Raw genomic sequence first — 18,058 nt, forward strand, 5'->3', positions numbered from 1 at the left:
AAAATGATTTTAATGGTGACATGGATTGGCACCTTTCGACTGTAGTATATAACTGTTGTCAAAAACAACCAATAAATAGATTATTAATTAAGGAGATATTTAAATGACTAAGACTTTGATTGTTAATGCACATCCCGATTTTCGTAATGCGGCGCACTACTCAGTTCAACTAGAACAAGCTTTTTTGCAACTTTTTCAGACTCGCTTTCCTAATGATACTGTGGATGTGATCAATTTGTATGATACGGTGATTCCCCAAGCAACGGTACCTGAATTGCTGGGAATCTGGGAAAAGCAAGCGCAACATGTAAATTTATCGATTGAGGAACAACGCCTGTTTGCAATCAATCAGCAACTCCTACAACAGTTTAAAGCTCATCATCGGATTGTGATTGCGATGCCGTTGCATAATTTCAACGTGCCGGCACGGTTAAAGGACTATATCGATAATATCTTAGTTGCCAGGGAGACTTTTCGTTATACCGAAAATGGATCAGTGGGTTTGATGACCGATAATTATCGTGTCATGTTACTGCAGGCCAGTGGGTCAATCTATACTCGTAATGACCGTTATACACCCATGGAATTTTCTCGGCTGTATCTTGACAAGATCTTTACTGAAATTATGGGGTTTGACCGGTTTGAGATTGTCCGTGCACAAGGACTGCAAACGAACGGGGTGGCGGTATCACAGGCATTAAAGCAAGCCAAAATGGACCTGAAGGCAGCTTTTGAGCGTTTTTATGATTAAGCCTGAAAATGATTTTAAGGTATCGGTAGTTGTAGGCTACGGATACCTTTTTTGCGATACTGCACGGGAAATGGGTCACCACTACTTTAAAGTGATCGCAACTATGGAAAGTAACTAGCCTGATTTTGGTGATTAACATTGGACTAAAACACGCCAAAATTCATGCATATTTAACGTTAGTGGCAGACCTTTACTAGCCGTTCAGTGCTGAGAACCGGTATACTGGAAGCAGTGATTCACTAATCGTGAAGGGAGCCCAATATGAAACGGATTGTAGCGGGAATTATTGCCCACGTCGATGCCGGTAAAACGACGCTGTCAGAAGCATTACTATACCGGTCTGGCGCGCTACGGCAATTAGGGCGCGTCGATAATGGCGATGCTTTTTTAGATACGGATGTGCTTGAAAAACAGCGTGGTATTACGATTTTTTCACACCAAGCTAATTTACAATATAAAGACATTAATTTAACACTCTTGGATACCCCGGGCCACGTCGATTTTGCGACCCAGACTGAACAAGTACTGTCGGTTTTGGACGTCGCAATTTTAGTCGTTTCAGCGACTGATGGTGTGCAGGGGTACACGCGGACGTTATGGCGATTATTAGCCCGTTATGACGTTCCTACCATTCTGTTTGTAAATAAGATGGATGCGCCGGGGACGGATAGCGACCAATTGATACAACAAATTCAACAGACATTATCGCCTGGTTGTGTGGCGTTTAACACGCCGGGAGCCGGGGACACGTTGGAAGATCGGCCAGTCATACCGACTGCGGCAGTTGAAGATATTGCGATGCAAAATGACGAAGTGTTAACGGATTACTTAGAAACAGGGACGTTAAGTGATGCCACGATTCGGCAGATGATTCAACGGCGGGAAGTTTTTCCGTGTTATTTTGGCGCGGCACTTAAGCTGGACGGGGTTGATGCGCTAATGGCTGGTCTTGATTATTGGACGACGCCACAATTAACGCGTCCTGAATTTGGCGCGCGGGTGTTCAAGATTACGCACGATGATCAAGGTGAACGGCTTACTTGGATTCGGATGACCGGTGGCACCTTACGACCTAAAGATATCGTGTATGATGACCAAAAAGTCAATCAGTTACGGGTTTACAACGGGACTAAGTATGCGACCACGTCCGCGCTGACGGCAGGATCCGTTGGTGCCATTACCGGTCTAACGGGAACGCGGCCGGGGCAAGGATTGGGACAGGCAGCAACTAGTCTACAACCCGTCATGCAGCCCGTACTGACTTACGCACTTGATCCTCAGCGTGAGGAGTTACACACCTGCTTAGCAGCCTTGCGTCAACTTGAAGATGAGGATCCACAATTACACGTGACTTGGTCAGAACCACTTCAGGAATTGCGAGTACAGGTCATGGGAACGATTCAACTGGAAGTTTTGCAACAAATCTTGCAGGATCGTTTTCAACTGACTGTAAAGTTTGGAACGGGGAGTATCTTGTATCAAGAGACGATTATCCAAGCTGTTGAAGGTGTTGGGCATTTTGAACCGTTACGACACTACGCGGAAGTACATTTGTTGCTGACGCCCGCACCGCGGGGAAGTGGGCTTCAATTTACGACCGATTGTTCATTGGAAGTGCTTGGCCGAAATTGGCAACACCAAGTCGTGTCAAACCTACAAGCCAAAACACAAGTGGGTGTCCTGATTGGCGCACCACTAACGGATGTTAAGGTAACACTGGTTAGTGGTCGGGCTAGCAATGTTCATTCGGTTGGTGGTGACTTTCGTGAAGCGACGTGGCGCGCGTTGCGTCAAGGCTTGATGATGTTAAAACAACGTGGTGATTGTCAGTTGTTGGAGCCGTTGTATCGGTTCCGTCTAGAAATTGGTCAGGAACAAGTTGGCCGGGCGATGACTGATATTCAGCGGATGAATGGTCAGTTTGACGCACCGGTCGCTAATACAAGCGTAGCCACGGACGGGACTGACTTGACGACAATTACGGGAACGGCGCCAGTAGCAGCGATGCAGGACTATTCACAGACGGTTCGAGCTTACACGCATGGGCAGGGGCAATTGGAATGTATCGTGGATGGCTATCGGCCGTGTCATAACGAGATGGCTGTTGTCGATAAGACCGAATATGTCCCCACAGCAGATTTAGAAAATACACCGGACTCGGTCTTTTGCGCACATGGTGCGGGTTATCCGGTAGCTTGGAATCAAGTGCCAGAGATGGCGCACGTCCCGTACGTTTATTCGGATGCGGAATTAGCACATTTTAAGGCGCCATCAAAATAGAAATTGAGGAAAGTCAGATGATGGATGTGACGTTTAATTCGACGTTCGCGGTAACCTTGCAACATGAGTTGCACCAGCCAGTATTGAGTTTGCCATTGTCGTTACAAATCGGTGATTTAACTCGATTGACAACTGATGATCCAGCACAGCTTGCTATCATGTCACACAGTACCGATGCCACGGTTGTCAAGCAAGCGTTGGTAATATTAAAGTCTCAAGTTGAGCAGGGGGGCGTGCTACGAGTATGGTGGTCTACCATGCCCGATGATTCGACTGGTTGTGTCAGCAGTTAGCAGACACAGACGCGCAATTGAGACAAGTGATGGTACCGCTAAGTCAAGTGATAACTCGGCCAGGTCTAGCTTTACAGACTTTGTCGGATTTATCGGAAGTATTGCCAGCGGATATTGCGCATTACTTACAGTTGGCACAAGACGTTTCTGAGGACGAACAGCGTGCTCATAGTTATGAATGGCAAGCGCTCGTGGTAGAAAATGCGCCGTTACGGGTCAATCTTAACGGGCACTTAGTCAGTGCCCCAGCGGACTTTTATGACAGCTTGTTAGAACGCCAAATACAACCGGGACGCCCAATTGTGCAAATTATTGGTGAGATGCTGATGCACTACTCACTGGGCTTGCCAGACTGGTGGTATCGTGCCCGGCTCCAACATATCTTGTCAACGAGAGGATGATTAATGTGAAGAAAATTGCGCCCCTGTTCGTTGGCTTAGGGGCCATTAGTTTTGGAATTCCGGCGTCACTATTTAAAATTGCGCGTCGGCAGGGGGTTGTCAATGGCCCATTGCTATTCTGGTCCTTTCTGAGTGCGGTTGTGATTTTAGGTGTGATTCAAATTTTACGCCGTGCACGTTTGCGTAATCAGCAAACGAATTGGAAGCAAATCGGACTGGTAATTTCGGCTGGAACGGCTTCGGGATTTACTAACACCTTTTACATACAGGCGTTAAAGCTTATCCCAGTTGCTGTGGCCGCGGTAATGTTGATGCAGGCGGTCTGGTTATCAACATTACTAGGAGCAGTGATTCATCATCGGCGTCCCTCCCGACTGCAAGTGGTTAGCATTATTTTGGTATTGATAGGCACGATTTTAGCTGCTGGTCTGTTTCCAATTACGCAGGCGCTCTCGCCGTGGGGCTTGATATTAAGTTTTTTAGCGGCATGCTCGTATGCTTGCACGATGCAGTTTACGGCTAGCTTAGGCAATAACTTAGACCCGTTATCGAAAACATGGTTACTGTGTTTGGGCGCTTTCATACTCATTGCTATCGTGTGGTCACCGCAATTAGTTACGGCACCCACCACGCCAGCAACAGTCGGCTGGGGAGTACTGATTGCACTATTCTCAATGGTTTTCCCACTGGTTATGTATTCATTGTTTATGCCGTACTTAGAGCTTGGCATTGGCCCAATCCTTTCTTCTTTAGAATTACCAGCCTCGATTGTTGTTGCATTTGTACTGCTTGATGAAACTATTGATTGGGTGCAAATGGTTGGCGTGGTCATTATTATTACGGCCGTAATTCTGCCAAACGTGTTAAATATGCGACGAGTTCGGCCATAGTTCAGGTCAATACCAAACTCAAAATGAACATGTTGTACTGGATTCATTTTTGTACTGTGTTTTTTGTTTCACGTGAAACATTCATCTAATTGATGCTCTTTATGAATAGTTGGTGGGTACCTTATTTATATAAATGATAAAATGTGCCTCACTTAGGGACAACTTGAATTGAAAGGTGGTCAGGCTGATGGCACTAACCTATCGGATCGTCCGCGCTGAAGCAGACAGTGATTTTGGAAAAATTCGACAGTTATATTATGAGACCTGGCAATCAGCATATCGTGATTTGATGCCTGCAAGTTATTTACAGCAATTGACGCCAGCAACTTGGCGGCCGGAACGGCGGTGGCAAAATATGTTGCTGGCAATGACGGCTGATGGTGAAGTTGTGGGTGTTTGCACATTTGGTCCGGCCAGACATGCGAACTATGAGGGGTGGGGCGAACTGTATTCGCTATATGTTCACCCGAACTATCATCATCATGGCATTGGTCAGCAATTAATAATCCAGGCCCACCGTCGCTTAAAGGCGGTCTATCCACAGAATTATCTACTTGTTCTGGCAAATAATGCTGTGGCCCAGCGTTTTTATCAACGTAATGGATTTCACGACACTGGTCAGATTTATGTCGATCATGCGCCGTTTGGTGTTTTGCATGAGCGGATTTTTGAAGATTAACGCAAAAAAACGAGCCTTGTGCTCGTTTTTTTATAGTTTAGCAATCAATTGGCGTGCGACCGCGCGTGCTGAGAACGGATTTTGACCAGTGATCAATTGGCCGTCAGTAATTGCATATTCGCGATAAAATCGATGCTGACTAAAGATAGCACCGTGAGCAGTAGCTCGTTCACGGTTAAGGAACGGGACGATCCGTTTTTTGCCGGCAATCAGCTCTTCAGTTGCGGTAAAGCCCGTAATGGTTTTGCCAGCAATCAAGTATTGGCCCGTTTGGTCTTTGATGTTTAGGAGGCCAGCAATTCCGTGACAAACGGAGGTCACATATCCACCATGTTGATAAATGGCCAGTGCGATGGCTTGTAACTCAGGGTTGTCCGGAAAGTCCCACATCACACCGTGGCCCCCGGTATAGTAAATAGCAGTGTAATCATCGGGATCGACCTGACTAGGCTTGAGCGTGTTCTTAAGGGCCCGATTAATGAAGTCAGAATCTTCATACACGGCCATTGTGGCGGCATCGGTATATTTCATACTACGCGGGTCAAGGGGCACGAAGCCACCATTAGGACTAACATAGTCAACGGCAATTTGGGCTTGCTGCATTTCATCGACGAACTCAGCGGCTTCACCTAACCAAAGACCAGTCGGCTCATTAGTTCCTTGGTAACGAGTGATATTGGTTTCGACAATTAAAACTTTTTTCATTGATCATGACTCCTTAAAAAGATTGATTTGAAGTTAGCTAATTAGGTTGAATACTGATAATGATTTTACCGGTAGCATGACCGGAATGCGAGTATTCTAACGCGTCGTTGATGTCGGTGAGGGGGATAATCCGATCAATAACTGGCTTAATAACGTCCTGTTCAATTAGTTGTCGCAGGCGTACAAGTTGCTGGCCACTAGGTTGCATGAACAGAAACGAATAGGTAGCTTGGGCTTGTTGTTCCAGTTGACTCAGTTTCCGCGTTGCTAGACCCAATAACCATTGTTTCCATATTGGCAGTCCGTAATCCTTACCAAAACGCGCGTTTGGCAGTCCGGCAATGCTGACAATCTGACCGCCTGGTTTGATAATCTGAAAAGCGGCCTCGAGGGATTGCCCGCCACGAGTATCTAATACGGCATCGTAATGGGATAATACATCAGTAAAGTCTTGCTGATGATAGTCAATGATTTTATCAGCACCTAGTGATTGAACGAGGTCAAAATGTTTCGCACTGGTAGTGGTTGCGACGTAAGCGCCGAGATATTTGGCCAGTTGAATGGCAATAATCCCAATACCACCCGAACCGCCGGGAATGAAAACCTTCTGTCCCGGCTGGATGTTCATTATATCGTGTAGTGCTTGGTAACTGGTTAAACCTACTAATGGAATTGCAGCGGCTTCTTCAAAATTGAGATTGGCTGGTTTCAGTGCGATGGCTTGATGATCAATGGCGATAAATTCAGCAAAGGTTCCAATTCGATCTTTGGGTGCGCGACCGTAAACAGCATCACCAACTTTAAAGCCCGGTACTTGGTCGCCAACGGCAGTAATTACACCGGCAAAGTCACTGCCCATAATTAGTGGCATGGTGTATTGTAGTAACAATCTTAGATCGCCATCTTTGGTTTTCAAATCGATTGGGTTGACACTGGCGGCAACGATTTTGACGAGAACATCGGTGGGAGCTATTGTCGGAACAGGGACTTCTGTCACCATGGGGGTTATTTGCTTGTATTTAGTAATAATGGCAGCTTTCATAGTGGACTCCTAACATATTGGTTTAAATGTTTAACATCTTGAACAAACCATGCTGTTGATTCTAGTCGCTTACTTACAAAAAGTCAACGATTAATTCTTGACTTTCAATTTTAGCAAGCGTTAAATGGTTTAAGAATACGAACCGTAATTGGAAAGGTGTGATTTTTTGGCAGAACGAACGATGGCAATATTTAAGAAGGGTGTTCCGATTTTTACAATTCTTCAAGACGAAAATCGGCAACGAATTTTGGTGATGCTGTGCCGGACTGATCAGATGACGGTTAACCAAATTACAGCGCAAATCGCCTTATCACGGCCGGCCGTATCGCACCATTTGAAGTTGATGCTGGATGCCGGCATTTTAGCGGTTAGCAAAACAGGTACTGAACGTTATTACCGCGCTAACATGACGGCGACTCTAAAACTATTGAAGGCACTCACTGCGTCATTAGAAGCCGATTTAGCCCATACTCAGTCTGTAGACGAATAAAAAAATGAATCAGAGTGAAAAAAGCTGGTACTTTTGGAATGACGCCTCTCATTCCAAAAGTACCAGCTTTTAGTTCACTTATGCATTTCAGCGCACTGAATCACCAGTACTTGAAATGGATGGCGCCATTTAATGATTATCAGTGAGCTAACGACATGATATCGTTATTATTAATTTGAGGATGGTACTTGAATATCTTTGAAGGTGTGCCGATAAAGTAACCAGCCAAGTAAGCACGTTAAGACATCAGCGACCGCTTGAGCCCAAATAATACCAGTTAGTCCAAAGAACTGTGCCAGAATAACGATGGCGATACCTAGTAAGATTGCTTGCCGCGAAAGCGCCATGGCTAGGGCACTCAAACCCGCACCGACTGATTGAAAGACGGTCGTGAACACGAGGATGAAGCCCACTAATGGTGTCGTAATCAACATTGCTCGCAACATTTGTGTACCCATAGTGACAATGACTGGTTGATTCATAAATAGTTTAATAAGTTGAGGCGCAAAAATCATTAGAATAATCGCACAAATGGTTGCGTAGCCACCTTCGACTTTTAAATCGAAGCGCAACGTTGCCCGTAGTCTTTGCCAATTTTTAGCACCGTACGTGTAACCAACTAAAGGCTGGGCCCCAAAAGCAAAGCCGACCATGACCATCATAACGACCATGTAAACTTTTTGAACAATTCCCATGGCCGCCACGGCTTGGGCGCCGTATGCGGCTAAGTAGCTGTTTAAGATCATCATGCCAAAACTCTGGGTTAGGTTAGTCAGTGAGGCTGGAATCCCAACCGCGACGACGGCTTTAAGGGTTGGTCGCGAGATATGGGCTAACTTTGGTGCTAAGGAGAGCGTTTTGGCTCGGCGCATAAAAAAGACTAACAGACTGGTGTTGACCGCGTACCCCAAAACGTTGGCAAAAGCAACGCCCGAAGCACCCCAGTGAAAGCCAAATAAGAATAAGGGATCGAGAATAATGGTCAGAACCGTCCCACTGATGGTCGCAATCATGGAAAGTTGTGCCAGACCCTCCGTTCGGATAATGTTACCGGGAACCAGTGAAACGATGATAAAGGTTGATCCTAATACCAATATACGATAGAAGTCCGCAATGTAGGGACGGGTAGCTGCAGTAGCACCTAGCAAGCCTAAAATTGGTTGTTCGAATAGTAATAATAAGGCTGTCAGTACTAAGCTAAGCGCGATCGCAATGTAAAAACAAAAGCTACTGATACGTGCACTTTGGTGATAATCATGACGGCCAAGGACTCTTGAAATAACGGCACTCCCACCGAGGCCAAAAATATCACCAACTGCTAACATAAACGAAAATAGCGGACTGCCGAGGGCAATACCAGCAACTAAATCAGCATTACCAGTTTGAGCAACAAAAAATGTATCTGCTAAGTTATAAATCATGCTGGCAACCATGCCAAGAACCACAGGAAAGGCTAAATGGAAATACGCTTTGGGAATCGGGGCCTTCTCAAATAAATCATTCATAAAAATAAGTCACTCCTTCTCTGAACGGTCGGTCGAAGCGTGACTAGACGAACAGAAAGATAATATAAGTTAATGATACGCTTGACTGTCAAGCTGCTCAAGGCACCAAACTGATAAGGACGGTCAGCTAAAGGAACGACAAAAAAAGCATTGCCCAGTGTTTCAGCGGCAATACTAAAAATTAACGTGAATTTTTAAGAGATTAACGTAAGTCGATTTGGTGAAGGTTAGCTGGCATCTGACCAACATGATGGCCGACCGTTCCTGCGTGCATCGCTTGTGCGCCATTGATAAAGTGCACACCAGTGGCTGCAATTAATCCCATTCCTAATACTGTAATAATACTTAATACCATCATTATTCACCCGTTTCTGATTATTTCTGCACTTCTATTGTAGCGCTTACATCACCATTGTCATTTGAGTTGTATTAGAATGGAATTAAGTTTTTCACTTTTTCAGGTGGACATTAGTATTGGGATGGAATAAGTACGCATTGTGCGAGTTAATTTGTCATCGATTATGATTAAAACGTGCCATTTTTTAAATTCAAAAGCAGCCAGCTTAGGTTCGCTGGGAACAGTTCGAGTTAGCGTAAACTTGCTTAGGGTGCGCGTCCTACACCGACCTCCAGGCATTTCTGCCAATTGCCGGAACGTGGTGGGCACAGATCTGAGCCGAAAAAACCACGTCTCAAATACTGGCCTTTCACTAACCAAGCACAGGACGCTTGCTAAGTGAAATTTCACCACTGGGCATTGTCAGAAACGCCTTCCAGTCGGGATAGCGTTCGAATGGCTGACAAGGATATACCCAACTTTTGCTGAATTTGTCGTTGTTTTTCATAAACGTTAATTTTATCAATCAACTGTCAGATTGAAAAGGTCTTGTGATAACTCACTATTTCTGAATTACCGTAGTAATAATTGAATATTTCGAAAAAGTGGAGAAGGCACTCTGATATTTAACTTAAAGGGTTCAGTATTAAAATAGCCAACGACAAATTGTACTGAGTTCAGTGGCTGTTCATCAGCCATTCGAGCGGCTTACCGACTGGAGGAGCTGGGTGACAATGCTCAGTAGCCAAATTATTCTTAGTCGGAAGTGGGTTGCTTCCGGCTTAGAATAAGACTCGTATTTGAGACCGGGCGGTTTGTGCACGGGCTCTAATCGACGTCGGCTTACGTTCCAGCAATTGTCACCCAGCCCCGGAGGCCGGAATCGGACACGCATTGCTGACGAACAGGAATCCATCTGTTTGGCACGTTTTAATCAAGGCTAATGCTAAATAGCGGCTAGCATAACGCATAACGCGTAACAAGTAAAAAATTAGTAACGAAAGTGAGTGATATTTTGGACGTGCAAGAAGGATACATGCCATTTAATGGTTATCAGACGTATTATCGAATCGTAGGGGATCGGCAATCAAATAAGACACCGTTAGTTTTGCTACATGGTGGTCCAGGATCAACGCATAATTACTTTGAAGGATTTGATGACCTGGCCGTTCAAACGGGACGACCAATCGTCATGTATGATCAATTAGGCTGTGGGCGTTCATCGATACCTGATGACGATCAATTATGGCAAGCCGCAACGTGGGTGGCAGAGTTACAGGCGTTACGTACGTATTTAGACTTACCCGAGATTCACTTACTAGGGCAGTCCTGGGGTGGTATGCTAGCTATTATTTATGGTTGTGACTATCGACCACAGGGGATTAAAAGTTTGATTTTAGCCAGTACCTTGTCTTCAGCCCGACTGTGGGCTCAGGAACAGCATCGGATGATTCGGTTAATGTCCCCAGCGGATCAGTCGGCTATTGCGACAGCAGAACGGTTACAGGATTTCACAGGTGCTGCCTACCTGACTGCTAATCAACATTTTATGACGCAACATGCGTCGGGCCCGATTACTGCTGATGATCCTGAATTTCTACGGCGATCAAAACGGGTGGGGACCACGGCTTATAATGTAACGTGGGGTCCCAATGAATATAATCCGACTGGTACGTTAGCGGATTATGAGTATACCGACCGATTACAGTATTTGCAGATGCCAACTTTAGTCACCAGTGGAACGGATGATTTGTGTACGCCATTAGTCGCTAAGACCATGGTCGACCAGTTACCTCATGCGACTTGGACGTTATTTCCCCGTAGCCGTCACATGGCGTTTATCGATGAAACCACGGCCTATATGACGCGATTGCGTCACTGGCTAGCAGCCCATGATTAGAGAAATGAGCGTAATCATTTCCCGGGAAATAATTTGCTGAATAGCTAGATTGAGAAGTTTATCGGTGTGATCTGATTTTGTTTGGCTGTCACTATAATGGTTATTAAAAGGTTTAAAGTAGACAAAAGCGCCTGTGGAAGTTAGCCTTCTGCGGGCGCTTTGGTGATTGCTGTGATGATGTTTAATGTTGATAGATAAAGACGAATCGATTAGCCGTCGAGCGCTTCTCGTCAAATTGATAATCGGGATGGTCAAATGTGCGAATGGCCGTCACATCATCGATTTGATGTTCAGCCAAAAAACGGACCATGGCCCCACGTGCCATCTTAGCTAATGTGGCTTTAGTCTTGAGTTTGCCGTCGATAAAGCTTGCAAAGACAATATCAATCATTGATTGATGCGGAGCCAGATAAGGTGCAATGGTCTTAGCATATTCTTGAGAAGCAAGATTGATAATTGGTTCTGGCCGCGGAGTCAGTGCCTGATAGAGGCGGTCGCCCCAAAACGCATAGAGGTTCTTGGCTTGACCAACAGCCAACCGTGCTTGCATTTCTAACCGATAAGGAACGATACCATCAAACGGTCGGAGAATGCCGTAAAAGCCTGACAAGATTCGTAAGTTTGCCTGAATATAGTCAAGGGCTGGCTGGGTAAAGACGTCCGGGGCCATGTAACGGTACTGAATACCGCTGTAACTGAGAATAGCGGGAGTCAGATTGCGGGTCAGGTCAATTTTTTGAAGCCAATCATAATTAGGTTGGGCTAGTTTGTCACTGCAATGCCATAAGGTCTTGGCCTCAGGATAGGTGAGGTGTTGCAGTTGAGCCAGTAATTGTTGCGTCTGATCAAGATAGATTGGTTCAGTTAGGGCTGGAAAGGCATCTTGGTCGATAATCATTTTTTTCGCAGGTGCAATGATGATTTTCATAAGGTCACTACTTTCGAAGCGTTCAGTTTATAAATAATGTTGATAGCATTTAAAGCAAAAACTAAGCTATAGAAATATGATAGCACATTAGACAAACGTACGTTCCTAAAACTATCAATTGCGGTATAATGAAATTATGATACTAATTGAGTAAAAGGAGTTTGTCGGTATGGATATTTCACTATTAAAACAAGTGGTTCAATCAACTAATAAGATTGCCCTCAGCACGGCCGTCAATAATGAAGCAGATGTTAAAATTGTTAACTTTGTCTGGTACGAAGCACAACCAGATACGCTATACTTCTCATCAGTTAAGACAAGTCCCGCTTTGAAGGTTTATGACCAGAATCCGGATATTGCATTCATTACGATTCCTAATGATGGAACAGCGGGCAATCCATATCTACGAGCCCAACACGTTAAGTTACAACGGTCAACTAAGACGATGACCGACTTGCTACCCCAATATTTAGAAACAGTTCCGAATTATCAACAAGTCTGGGATGCTATTGGATCGACACTCGTTGTTTTTGAATTAAAACTAACTGATCTTTTTGTTGACGCGGGTGTTGGTGGCGAGAAGCAAACACTGACTTTTAATTAACACTGGATTCCTATACTAAAAGCGTTTCAAGGCCGGCTTAGGTTAAGCTATGGTCTTGAAACGCTTTTTGGTCGGGTAATTTTAGGAGCAACTATGAGGTGTTACTTCACATATGCGGTCCGATAATTGGCGGCACCGCTGAAATTATTATAGATGACGCCCTTTAAGTGCGACTTAACGAGCAGATGGGAACGGCCTTCGTAGAGTGGGGTCACGGCCTGATCAGTTAGCGCCGTTTTAGCGGCTTGAACTAAGTCTTGATAGCGCTTGGTCGCGTTCAAAGCATCTGGACCATCAGCGGCTTGCATTGCCTGGTCGTAAGCCTTGCTTTGATAGTGGCCCATGTTGGAGTTGCTGTCGCCAGTCAAAATTGTTAATGATTGTGAAGGGTCGGCAAAATCCATACTCCAGCTAGTTAAATTAAGCTGGAAGGTTCCCTTGGAAACTTTACCTAGCATTGCGGTAAATGGCATTGCCTTGATTGTTACCTTTAGTCCGGGGAGGTGACTGGTCAATTGTCCCTGGATGAATTCAGCGACCTGATGTGAGTTGTCATCATCACCACAAGTAATCGTTAACGTTAGCGATTTTTTGCCCAATTGTTGTTGTGCTTTATGATAAGCGGCTCGAGCCTGGTTGAGATGATAATTAACAGTACCATCAACGGTCGCATCATTGACAAAATCGGTACCAGTTTTAGGATTCTTAGCCATATTGCGTACACCAAAGCTTTTGGCTGGAAGCGAACCATTTTCTAGAACTTTGTTGGTCAGTTGCGACCGGTTGATTGCTAAGGATAAAGCGGTGCGGAGTTCACGGTTGGCTGCTACATGGTCATGGTGATTGTATTGAATAAAGCTGATTTGACCACCCGCAAGTGTTTTGAGTTCTTGATTATTTTTATTCTGGACACTCTGCTCGCCATTAAGTGTCACACTATCTAACTTATTAGATTGATATAAATTATAGGCAGTCGTATTGGACTTAATAACCTGATAATTGATTTGGTGCAGTTTCACCAGTTTGTGATCGTAATAAGCTGGATTTTTCTTTAAGGTCCACGTATTATTAGTCCCGGTCCAGCCAGTAAGCGTAAATGGCCCGTTGTAGACGGTCGTCGCGGCTGAAGTCCCGTACTTCTTCCCGTATTTGTTAACAGCATTTTGATTGACCGGATAAAAGGTCGAAACAGCTAAAATCTTTTTAAAGTAGGCGACGGGTTTGCTTAACGTGATTGTTAATTGATAGTCACCATTAGCTTTGACACCAAGGGTTGATGGCTTTTTCTTGCCGGCTGCAATGGCGTCGGCATTTTTAATGTTTGTGAAGACATAGGTGAATTCAGATTTATTTTTTGGATCAAGAGTTCGTCTCCATGAATAGACAAAATCGTGAGCGGTCACCTTGTTACCGTTACTCCAGCGCGCATCGTGGCGTAATTGAATGGTATAGGTATGACCACCATTGGTGACAGTTGTCTTAGTAGCCAAAGCGTTGACGGGTTGGCTCTGACTGTTCAGCCGATAGAGCCCCTCGTCAACTTGGGTGACTTGGCTATTAGAAACGCTGTCCGTCATTTTAGCGGGATCTAAGCTCATAATTTCTGAGCCAGCTGATAGATTGATAACTTGTGATTGTTTAGTCGTAGCTGGGTGCGAGTGGGCGTTGACGGTAAACCCGATGCCGCCAATAATAGCCACGCTGCCGATTGTTAAAATTAATTTGTGTGTTCCGGATAAACTCATAATTAAATCCTCCAAAAATATAATTGTATTTGGTTAGTTTGATCCATGAGTTTTGCCATCGTTTCGTGACCATTTATTTCACCCCGTTTTTATCGTCAAAAAAACCGTCCTTATCCAGCCAATGCTGTGTTAAGGACGGTTTGATAACCGCGGTGCCACCTTAATTGAGTGTTCGCCAATTTAGTGATTAAATCACGCGTACACTCCTACTCCATAGGAAACTAACATTTCCCTGACAACTGACGTATGTCGCACGTCTTTCCGTACTCTCAACTGACGTTAATTTCGGCAAAGCCCTCGGTGGTCCATTTAATTACCTGCGTTCGGCCATACTCTCAGCAACGATGACTCTCTGTGCGGGCACGATAATCTTGATCTCCACCTCATTGGTTTATAAGGACGATATTTTGTTGAAGTGAGTATACCGCTTTTGAAAATCAGTTGTCAAGAGCTGGAAAAATATTGTTCAACTATAAATTTAGTCAAACAGAAAACGATGTTCGTAAATAAACCGAGGATTAATATAGTGTCGCGTGGCATTGATTGCGTGGCTTTTAATAACGGCTGCAAGCATTAATTACTTTCATTATGCGCGAATAAAAATTATAATGACATCAATAATGTAAACGGATTCAATATTGCGGTGACAAGATTAAGGAGGGCTAAACATGAGCTTTAGAGTTGTAGCCGGTTATTTCGGTGAATTTAGTGATGAAGCGAAGCGGGCCAATCAAGACTTAGGTGTAATCGGCATGTCGTTTCAGTATCAATGTAATCTCGTTTATCCAGAAGGGGCGGGGCCAAACTTTGGTTTTCGAACCGACGCGCAAGCGATTGATGTGTTCGATGCGTTAAAAGTTGGTTACGATGGTTTCAAAGTGCAAGCTGGCCTGATTAAGGCGATGGGACTAGTTGATTATCAATTGGTTGGTGGTCGTTACGAACTAGTCGGCCATGATTTCCGAGAATTACCTTTAGCTGAGATCAATGCGAACTTGGAAACGATGCCCGGACTCTTGGCTCAGGGACCGATGCCAGTTCGATATGTGACTTATCGTCGGACGGATGACCCTATTGACGCGGTTGGCTTTAGTGGCAACTGGACACTAGGAGATAGCGGTGGCTTTCGACAGTTAAGTGAGACGTTGGCAGAACCAATGCAAGCACCAGTGGCGGCGCTAATTAAGGCAATTGATCAACTTGGTTTAACGTTACAACAAATTAATCTACCCACACCGCAAAGTTCAACGGCTTTGCCGACACATTTGAGTGATGATGTTCATCAAGCGAACGTTGACGTGTGGGTGGTGTTAACACAGCCACAAGGTGACGAGCAGCAAGTTTTGCAGACCATTCATAACGCTCAAGAGTGTAATGAAAAATTGTGCGAAGCGCTGACTCGTGTTTATTTGAAGTAGGATGTTTCACGTGAAACAACTGGCACTTGGCAGTCCGTTATTTTCTTTAGTGCGTTGTATGATATGATACGCACGAACCGTAACACATCTTCACGGGAGAAAATATGTTATTAGAAACTTATCAGCATCGCTCATTTATCAAACAAACTGGCAATATTTCTATCGAACGTGATTGGGAAAAGCTTTTCGACGAAGCGTGGTTGATTAAGCATCTTCGTGGCTATCGCTAAGCTCAAGACTTAGAGGGGAGTGGTTTGATGATGACATCAACACCACGGTTATTACAAGCCATTCAACAAACGACCACCGCAATTTTAAAAACAAACCTTGTTGGTATTTACCTGCATGGATCCTATGTTTTAGGCTCATATAACGAACAGGTGAGCGATTTAGACTATCTGATCGTTGTTCGGCGTTCGTTAACATTAGCTGAAAAACGGCAGTTAATGACAGCTACCATAACGCAATTGTGGCCATTAGCGCCACACAAGGGATTAGAGTTTCATGTGCTGTTACTGAGTGCAACCCAGCATTTTGTGCATCCTTGCCCATTCGATTTTCATTTTTCAAAATACCATTATGAGGATTATCAACGGACACCGCTAGCCTACCTAAAAGCGATGCACGGCACGGATCCTGATCTTGCTGCCCACTTAACGATTCTCCAAGCAGCGGGACAAGTCTTACTTGGGCCAGCTATTACAACGGTCTTTGGCCCCGTTCCTGCGACGGCCTATTGGGACAGTATCAAGTCTGATATCGCGAATGCTGAAACGGCGATCGTTCAGTTACCAATGTATACGGTATTAAACCTTTGTCGAGTTCGCGCTTACCAGCAAGATCAGTTAATTATTTCTAAGCAGGCCGGGGGTGAATGTGGGTTACAACAGCTGCCAACACAGTGGCATCCGTTGATCAGGCAGGCGTTAGCAGCCTATGCTGGTCAACAGGACGAACAGGTTATACGATGGTCACGTCCAAACTTAGTGGCGTTTGCACGAATCATGTTAGCCGAGTTGGGCTTAAAATCAGAATAGTTTGTGAGTTTAACAAAAAATGCTTACTGGCGATCATCCACCAGTAAGCATTTTTGTCACCACCAACTTAAAGTCGGCTGTTATAAATCAAGAAACTAATGTAGCAGTTATCGCCATCAGGTAAATCATAGCCAGTGTTTTCGTTGCTACCGTCATTTTCGTGTAAAACAACGAATTCACCAGAACCATAATCTTGGTCGTTTAAATACTTCACTAAACGTTCATCACATTCAGCTAAAGTTTTACCGGTCACAACGCGCCGGTTCCAACCACGATGGATCTCAGTATTTGGATTAAGCATCTCTTCTCAACTCCTCTTAATTATAAAGTCATCAATTGCGCTTGCCGAGCGGGTTGCTGATCAAGATCAGCGCGCGTTAGGTCAGCGTCGACTTGGTGGGTACTGTTAAAAATAATGAAACGTTCACCAACGGCTTGGACTTGCTGGTAGTTATGGCTTGCCATGATGATAGTTTTGCCGGCAGCTTGTAGCCGTTGCAGTAGGGTTAGCATTTGCTGCTGAGCGGCAATTGTTAAGCCGTTCAGCGGTTCATCTAACAATAAAATTTCAGGGTTCAAGGCGAGAACGCTGGCTAGTGCCACGCGCTTCTTTTCACCACCTGAAAGTTGGTAAGGGACCCGGTCTGCTAAGTTAGCACAGTCCGTTAATTGTAAGCAGTCGGCGACGCGTTGCGCAACCATGGCTGCTGATAAACCGAGTTGTCGGGGACCGAAAGCGACTTCCTCAGTGACCGACGTGTTGAATAGTTGAACATCAGTATTTTGAAAGACCATGCCGATCCGCTGATGAAGTTGTTGTCGATTTTGGGCATCAGCGAGATAAGTGGTCGTAATCGGCTGATCGTGAAACTGATAAGTGCCACTAGTTGGACTAGCTAATCCACTCAATAGTCGTAAAAGGGTCGATTTACCAGATCCATTGGGCCCCATTAGACAGACAAAGTCGCCTGAGTTGACCGTTAAGCTGAGGTCCTTCAAGCCACACGTATCAGGATAATCATAGCAAATATTCACCAATTTAATCAATACCAC

20 protein-coding genes are annotated in these 18,058 nt (G+C 44.8%); 12 read left to right on the forward strand and 8 right to left on the reverse strand.

The features are described 5' to 3' along the window. Window positions 1-103: 103 nt before the first annotated feature. From ACOV1R_RS02005 to ACOV1R_RS02030, 6 genes are all read left to right on the forward strand, one after another. The gene (locus ACOV1R_RS02005) at window positions 104-751 is read left to right on the forward strand and encodes an FMN-dependent NADH-azoreductase (protein WP_021357391.1); all 648 of its coding nucleotides are present in this window, start codon (window positions 104-106) and stop codon (window positions 749-751) included. 261 nt (window positions 752-1,012) lie between these two features. Continuing rightward, window positions 1,013-3,031: an elongation factor G gene (locus ACOV1R_RS02010; RefSeq protein ID WP_021357392.1), complete on the forward strand. Its 2,019-nt coding sequence runs from the start codon at window positions 1,013-1,015 to the stop codon at window positions 3,029-3,031. 17 nt (window positions 3,032-3,048) lie between these two features. After that, a complete protein-coding gene (locus tag ACOV1R_RS02015) occupies window positions 3,049-3,324 on the forward strand; it encodes a hypothetical protein (protein WP_003641689.1) in 276 nt (91 codons plus the stop codon). A 29-nt stretch (window positions 3,325-3,353) separates the two neighbouring features. Next, window positions 3,354-3,725 (forward strand): DUF3658 domain-containing protein, encoded by a 372-nt coding sequence (locus ACOV1R_RS02020; protein ID WP_128485147.1) that lies wholly within the window; start codon window positions 3,354-3,356, stop codon window positions 3,723-3,725. A gap of 5 nt (window positions 3,726-3,730) precedes the next feature. Next, entirely contained in the window at window positions 3,731-4,615 is an 885-nt protein-coding gene (locus ACOV1R_RS02025; protein WP_003643649.1) for an EamA family transporter, read from the forward strand. A 187-nt stretch (window positions 4,616-4,802) separates the two neighbouring features. Then, complete coding sequence (locus tag ACOV1R_RS02030; protein ID WP_003641692.1) at window positions 4,803-5,294, forward strand: GNAT family N-acetyltransferase; 492 nt, start codon at window positions 4,803-4,805, stop codon at window positions 5,292-5,294. Between the two features lie 30 nt (window positions 5,295-5,324). On the opposite strand, the gene ACOV1R_RS02035 is transcribed toward ACOV1R_RS02030, so the two are convergent. After that, on the reverse strand, window positions 5,325-5,999 hold the full coding sequence (locus ACOV1R_RS02035) for a type 1 glutamine amidotransferase domain-containing protein (RefSeq protein WP_003643650.1): 675 nt from the start codon (window positions 5,997-5,999) through the stop codon (window positions 5,325-5,327). Between the two features lie 37 nt (window positions 6,000-6,036). Further along, entirely contained in the window at window positions 6,037-7,041 is a 1,005-nt protein-coding gene (locus ACOV1R_RS02040; RefSeq protein ID WP_003641694.1) for an NADP-dependent oxidoreductase, read from the reverse strand. Window positions 7,042-7,207: 166 nt separating this feature from the next. On the opposite strand from ACOV1R_RS02040, the gene ACOV1R_RS02045 reads away from it, so the two are divergent. Next, window positions 7,208-7,531, forward strand: a complete 324-nt coding sequence (locus tag ACOV1R_RS02045; RefSeq protein WP_003641695.1) for an ArsR/SmtB family transcription factor — start codon at window positions 7,208-7,210, stop codon at window positions 7,529-7,531. Between the two features lie 170 nt (window positions 7,532-7,701). Here the strand turns inward: ACOV1R_RS02045 and ACOV1R_RS02050 are convergent, their stop codons facing one another. Both ACOV1R_RS02050 and ACOV1R_RS02055 read right to left on the reverse strand, forming a co-directional pair. Beyond that, a complete protein-coding gene (locus ACOV1R_RS02050) occupies window positions 7,702-9,036 on the reverse strand; it encodes an MATE family efflux transporter (protein WP_003646153.1) in 1,335 nt (444 codons plus the stop codon). 202 nt (window positions 9,037-9,238) lie between these two features. Continuing rightward, window positions 9,239-9,391 (reverse strand): hypothetical protein, encoded by a 153-nt coding sequence (locus ACOV1R_RS02055; RefSeq protein WP_003646152.1) that lies wholly within the window; start codon window positions 9,389-9,391, stop codon window positions 9,239-9,241. A 997-nt stretch (window positions 9,392-10,388) separates the two neighbouring features. Between ACOV1R_RS02055 and pepI the strand changes: the two genes are divergently transcribed. Further along, window positions 10,389-11,273 carry a proline iminopeptidase gene (gene pepI / locus ACOV1R_RS02060; protein WP_164906277.1) on the forward strand — a complete coding sequence of 295 codons (885 nt, stop codon included), beginning with the start codon at window positions 10,389-10,391 and terminating at the stop codon, window positions 11,271-11,273. Between the two features lie 181 nt (window positions 11,274-11,454). Here pepI and yaaA read toward each other — a convergent pair whose 3' ends face one another. Continuing rightward, complete coding sequence (gene yaaA, locus ACOV1R_RS02065) at window positions 11,455-12,201, reverse strand: peroxide stress protein YaaA (RefSeq protein ID WP_003646299.1); 747 nt, start codon at window positions 12,199-12,201, stop codon at window positions 11,455-11,457. Between the two features lie 169 nt (window positions 12,202-12,370). Between yaaA and ACOV1R_RS02070 the strand changes: the two genes are divergently transcribed. Next, window positions 12,371-12,805, forward strand: a complete 435-nt coding sequence (locus ACOV1R_RS02070) for a pyridoxamine 5'-phosphate oxidase (RefSeq protein ID WP_003641701.1) — start codon at window positions 12,371-12,373, stop codon at window positions 12,803-12,805. 101 nt (window positions 12,806-12,906) lie between these two features. Here ACOV1R_RS02070 and ACOV1R_RS02075 read toward each other — a convergent pair whose 3' ends face one another. Then, complete coding sequence (locus tag ACOV1R_RS02075; RefSeq protein ID WP_003646300.1) at window positions 12,907-14,550, reverse strand: peptide ABC transporter substrate-binding protein; 1,644 nt, start codon at window positions 14,548-14,550, stop codon at window positions 12,907-12,909. Window positions 14,551-15,218: 668 nt separating this feature from the next. Between ACOV1R_RS02075 and ACOV1R_RS02080 the strand changes: the two genes are divergently transcribed. From ACOV1R_RS02080 to ACOV1R_RS02090, 3 genes are all read left to right on the forward strand, one after another. Continuing rightward, complete coding sequence (locus ACOV1R_RS02080) at window positions 15,219-15,968, forward strand: hypothetical protein (protein ID WP_003646301.1); 750 nt, start codon at window positions 15,219-15,221, stop codon at window positions 15,966-15,968. A 104-nt stretch (window positions 15,969-16,072) separates the two neighbouring features. Continuing rightward, entirely contained in the window at window positions 16,073-16,198 is a 126-nt protein-coding gene (locus tag ACOV1R_RS02085) for a hypothetical protein (RefSeq protein WP_003641704.1), read from the forward strand. Between the two features lie 27 nt (window positions 16,199-16,225). Beyond that, complete coding sequence (locus ACOV1R_RS02090) at window positions 16,226-17,005, forward strand: aminoglycoside adenylyltransferase domain-containing protein (protein WP_021356999.1); 780 nt, start codon at window positions 16,226-16,228, stop codon at window positions 17,003-17,005. Window positions 17,006-17,072: 67 nt separating this feature from the next. Here ACOV1R_RS02090 and ACOV1R_RS02095 read toward each other — a convergent pair whose 3' ends face one another. Beyond that, a complete protein-coding gene (locus ACOV1R_RS02095) occupies window positions 17,073-17,306 on the reverse strand; it encodes a hypothetical protein (RefSeq protein ID WP_003641706.1) in 234 nt (77 codons plus the stop codon). A gap of 20 nt (window positions 17,307-17,326) precedes the next feature. After that, window positions 17,327-18,058 carry an energy-coupling factor ABC transporter ATP-binding protein gene (locus tag ACOV1R_RS02100; RefSeq protein WP_003646303.1) on the reverse strand — a complete coding sequence of 244 codons (732 nt, stop codon included), beginning with the start codon at window positions 18,056-18,058 and terminating at the stop codon, window positions 17,327-17,329.

Source organism: Lactiplantibacillus sp. YT640 (assembly GCF_049745435.1).
Taxonomy (GTDB): domain Bacteria; phylum Bacillota; class Bacilli; order Lactobacillales; family Lactobacillaceae; genus Lactiplantibacillus; species Lactiplantibacillus plantarum.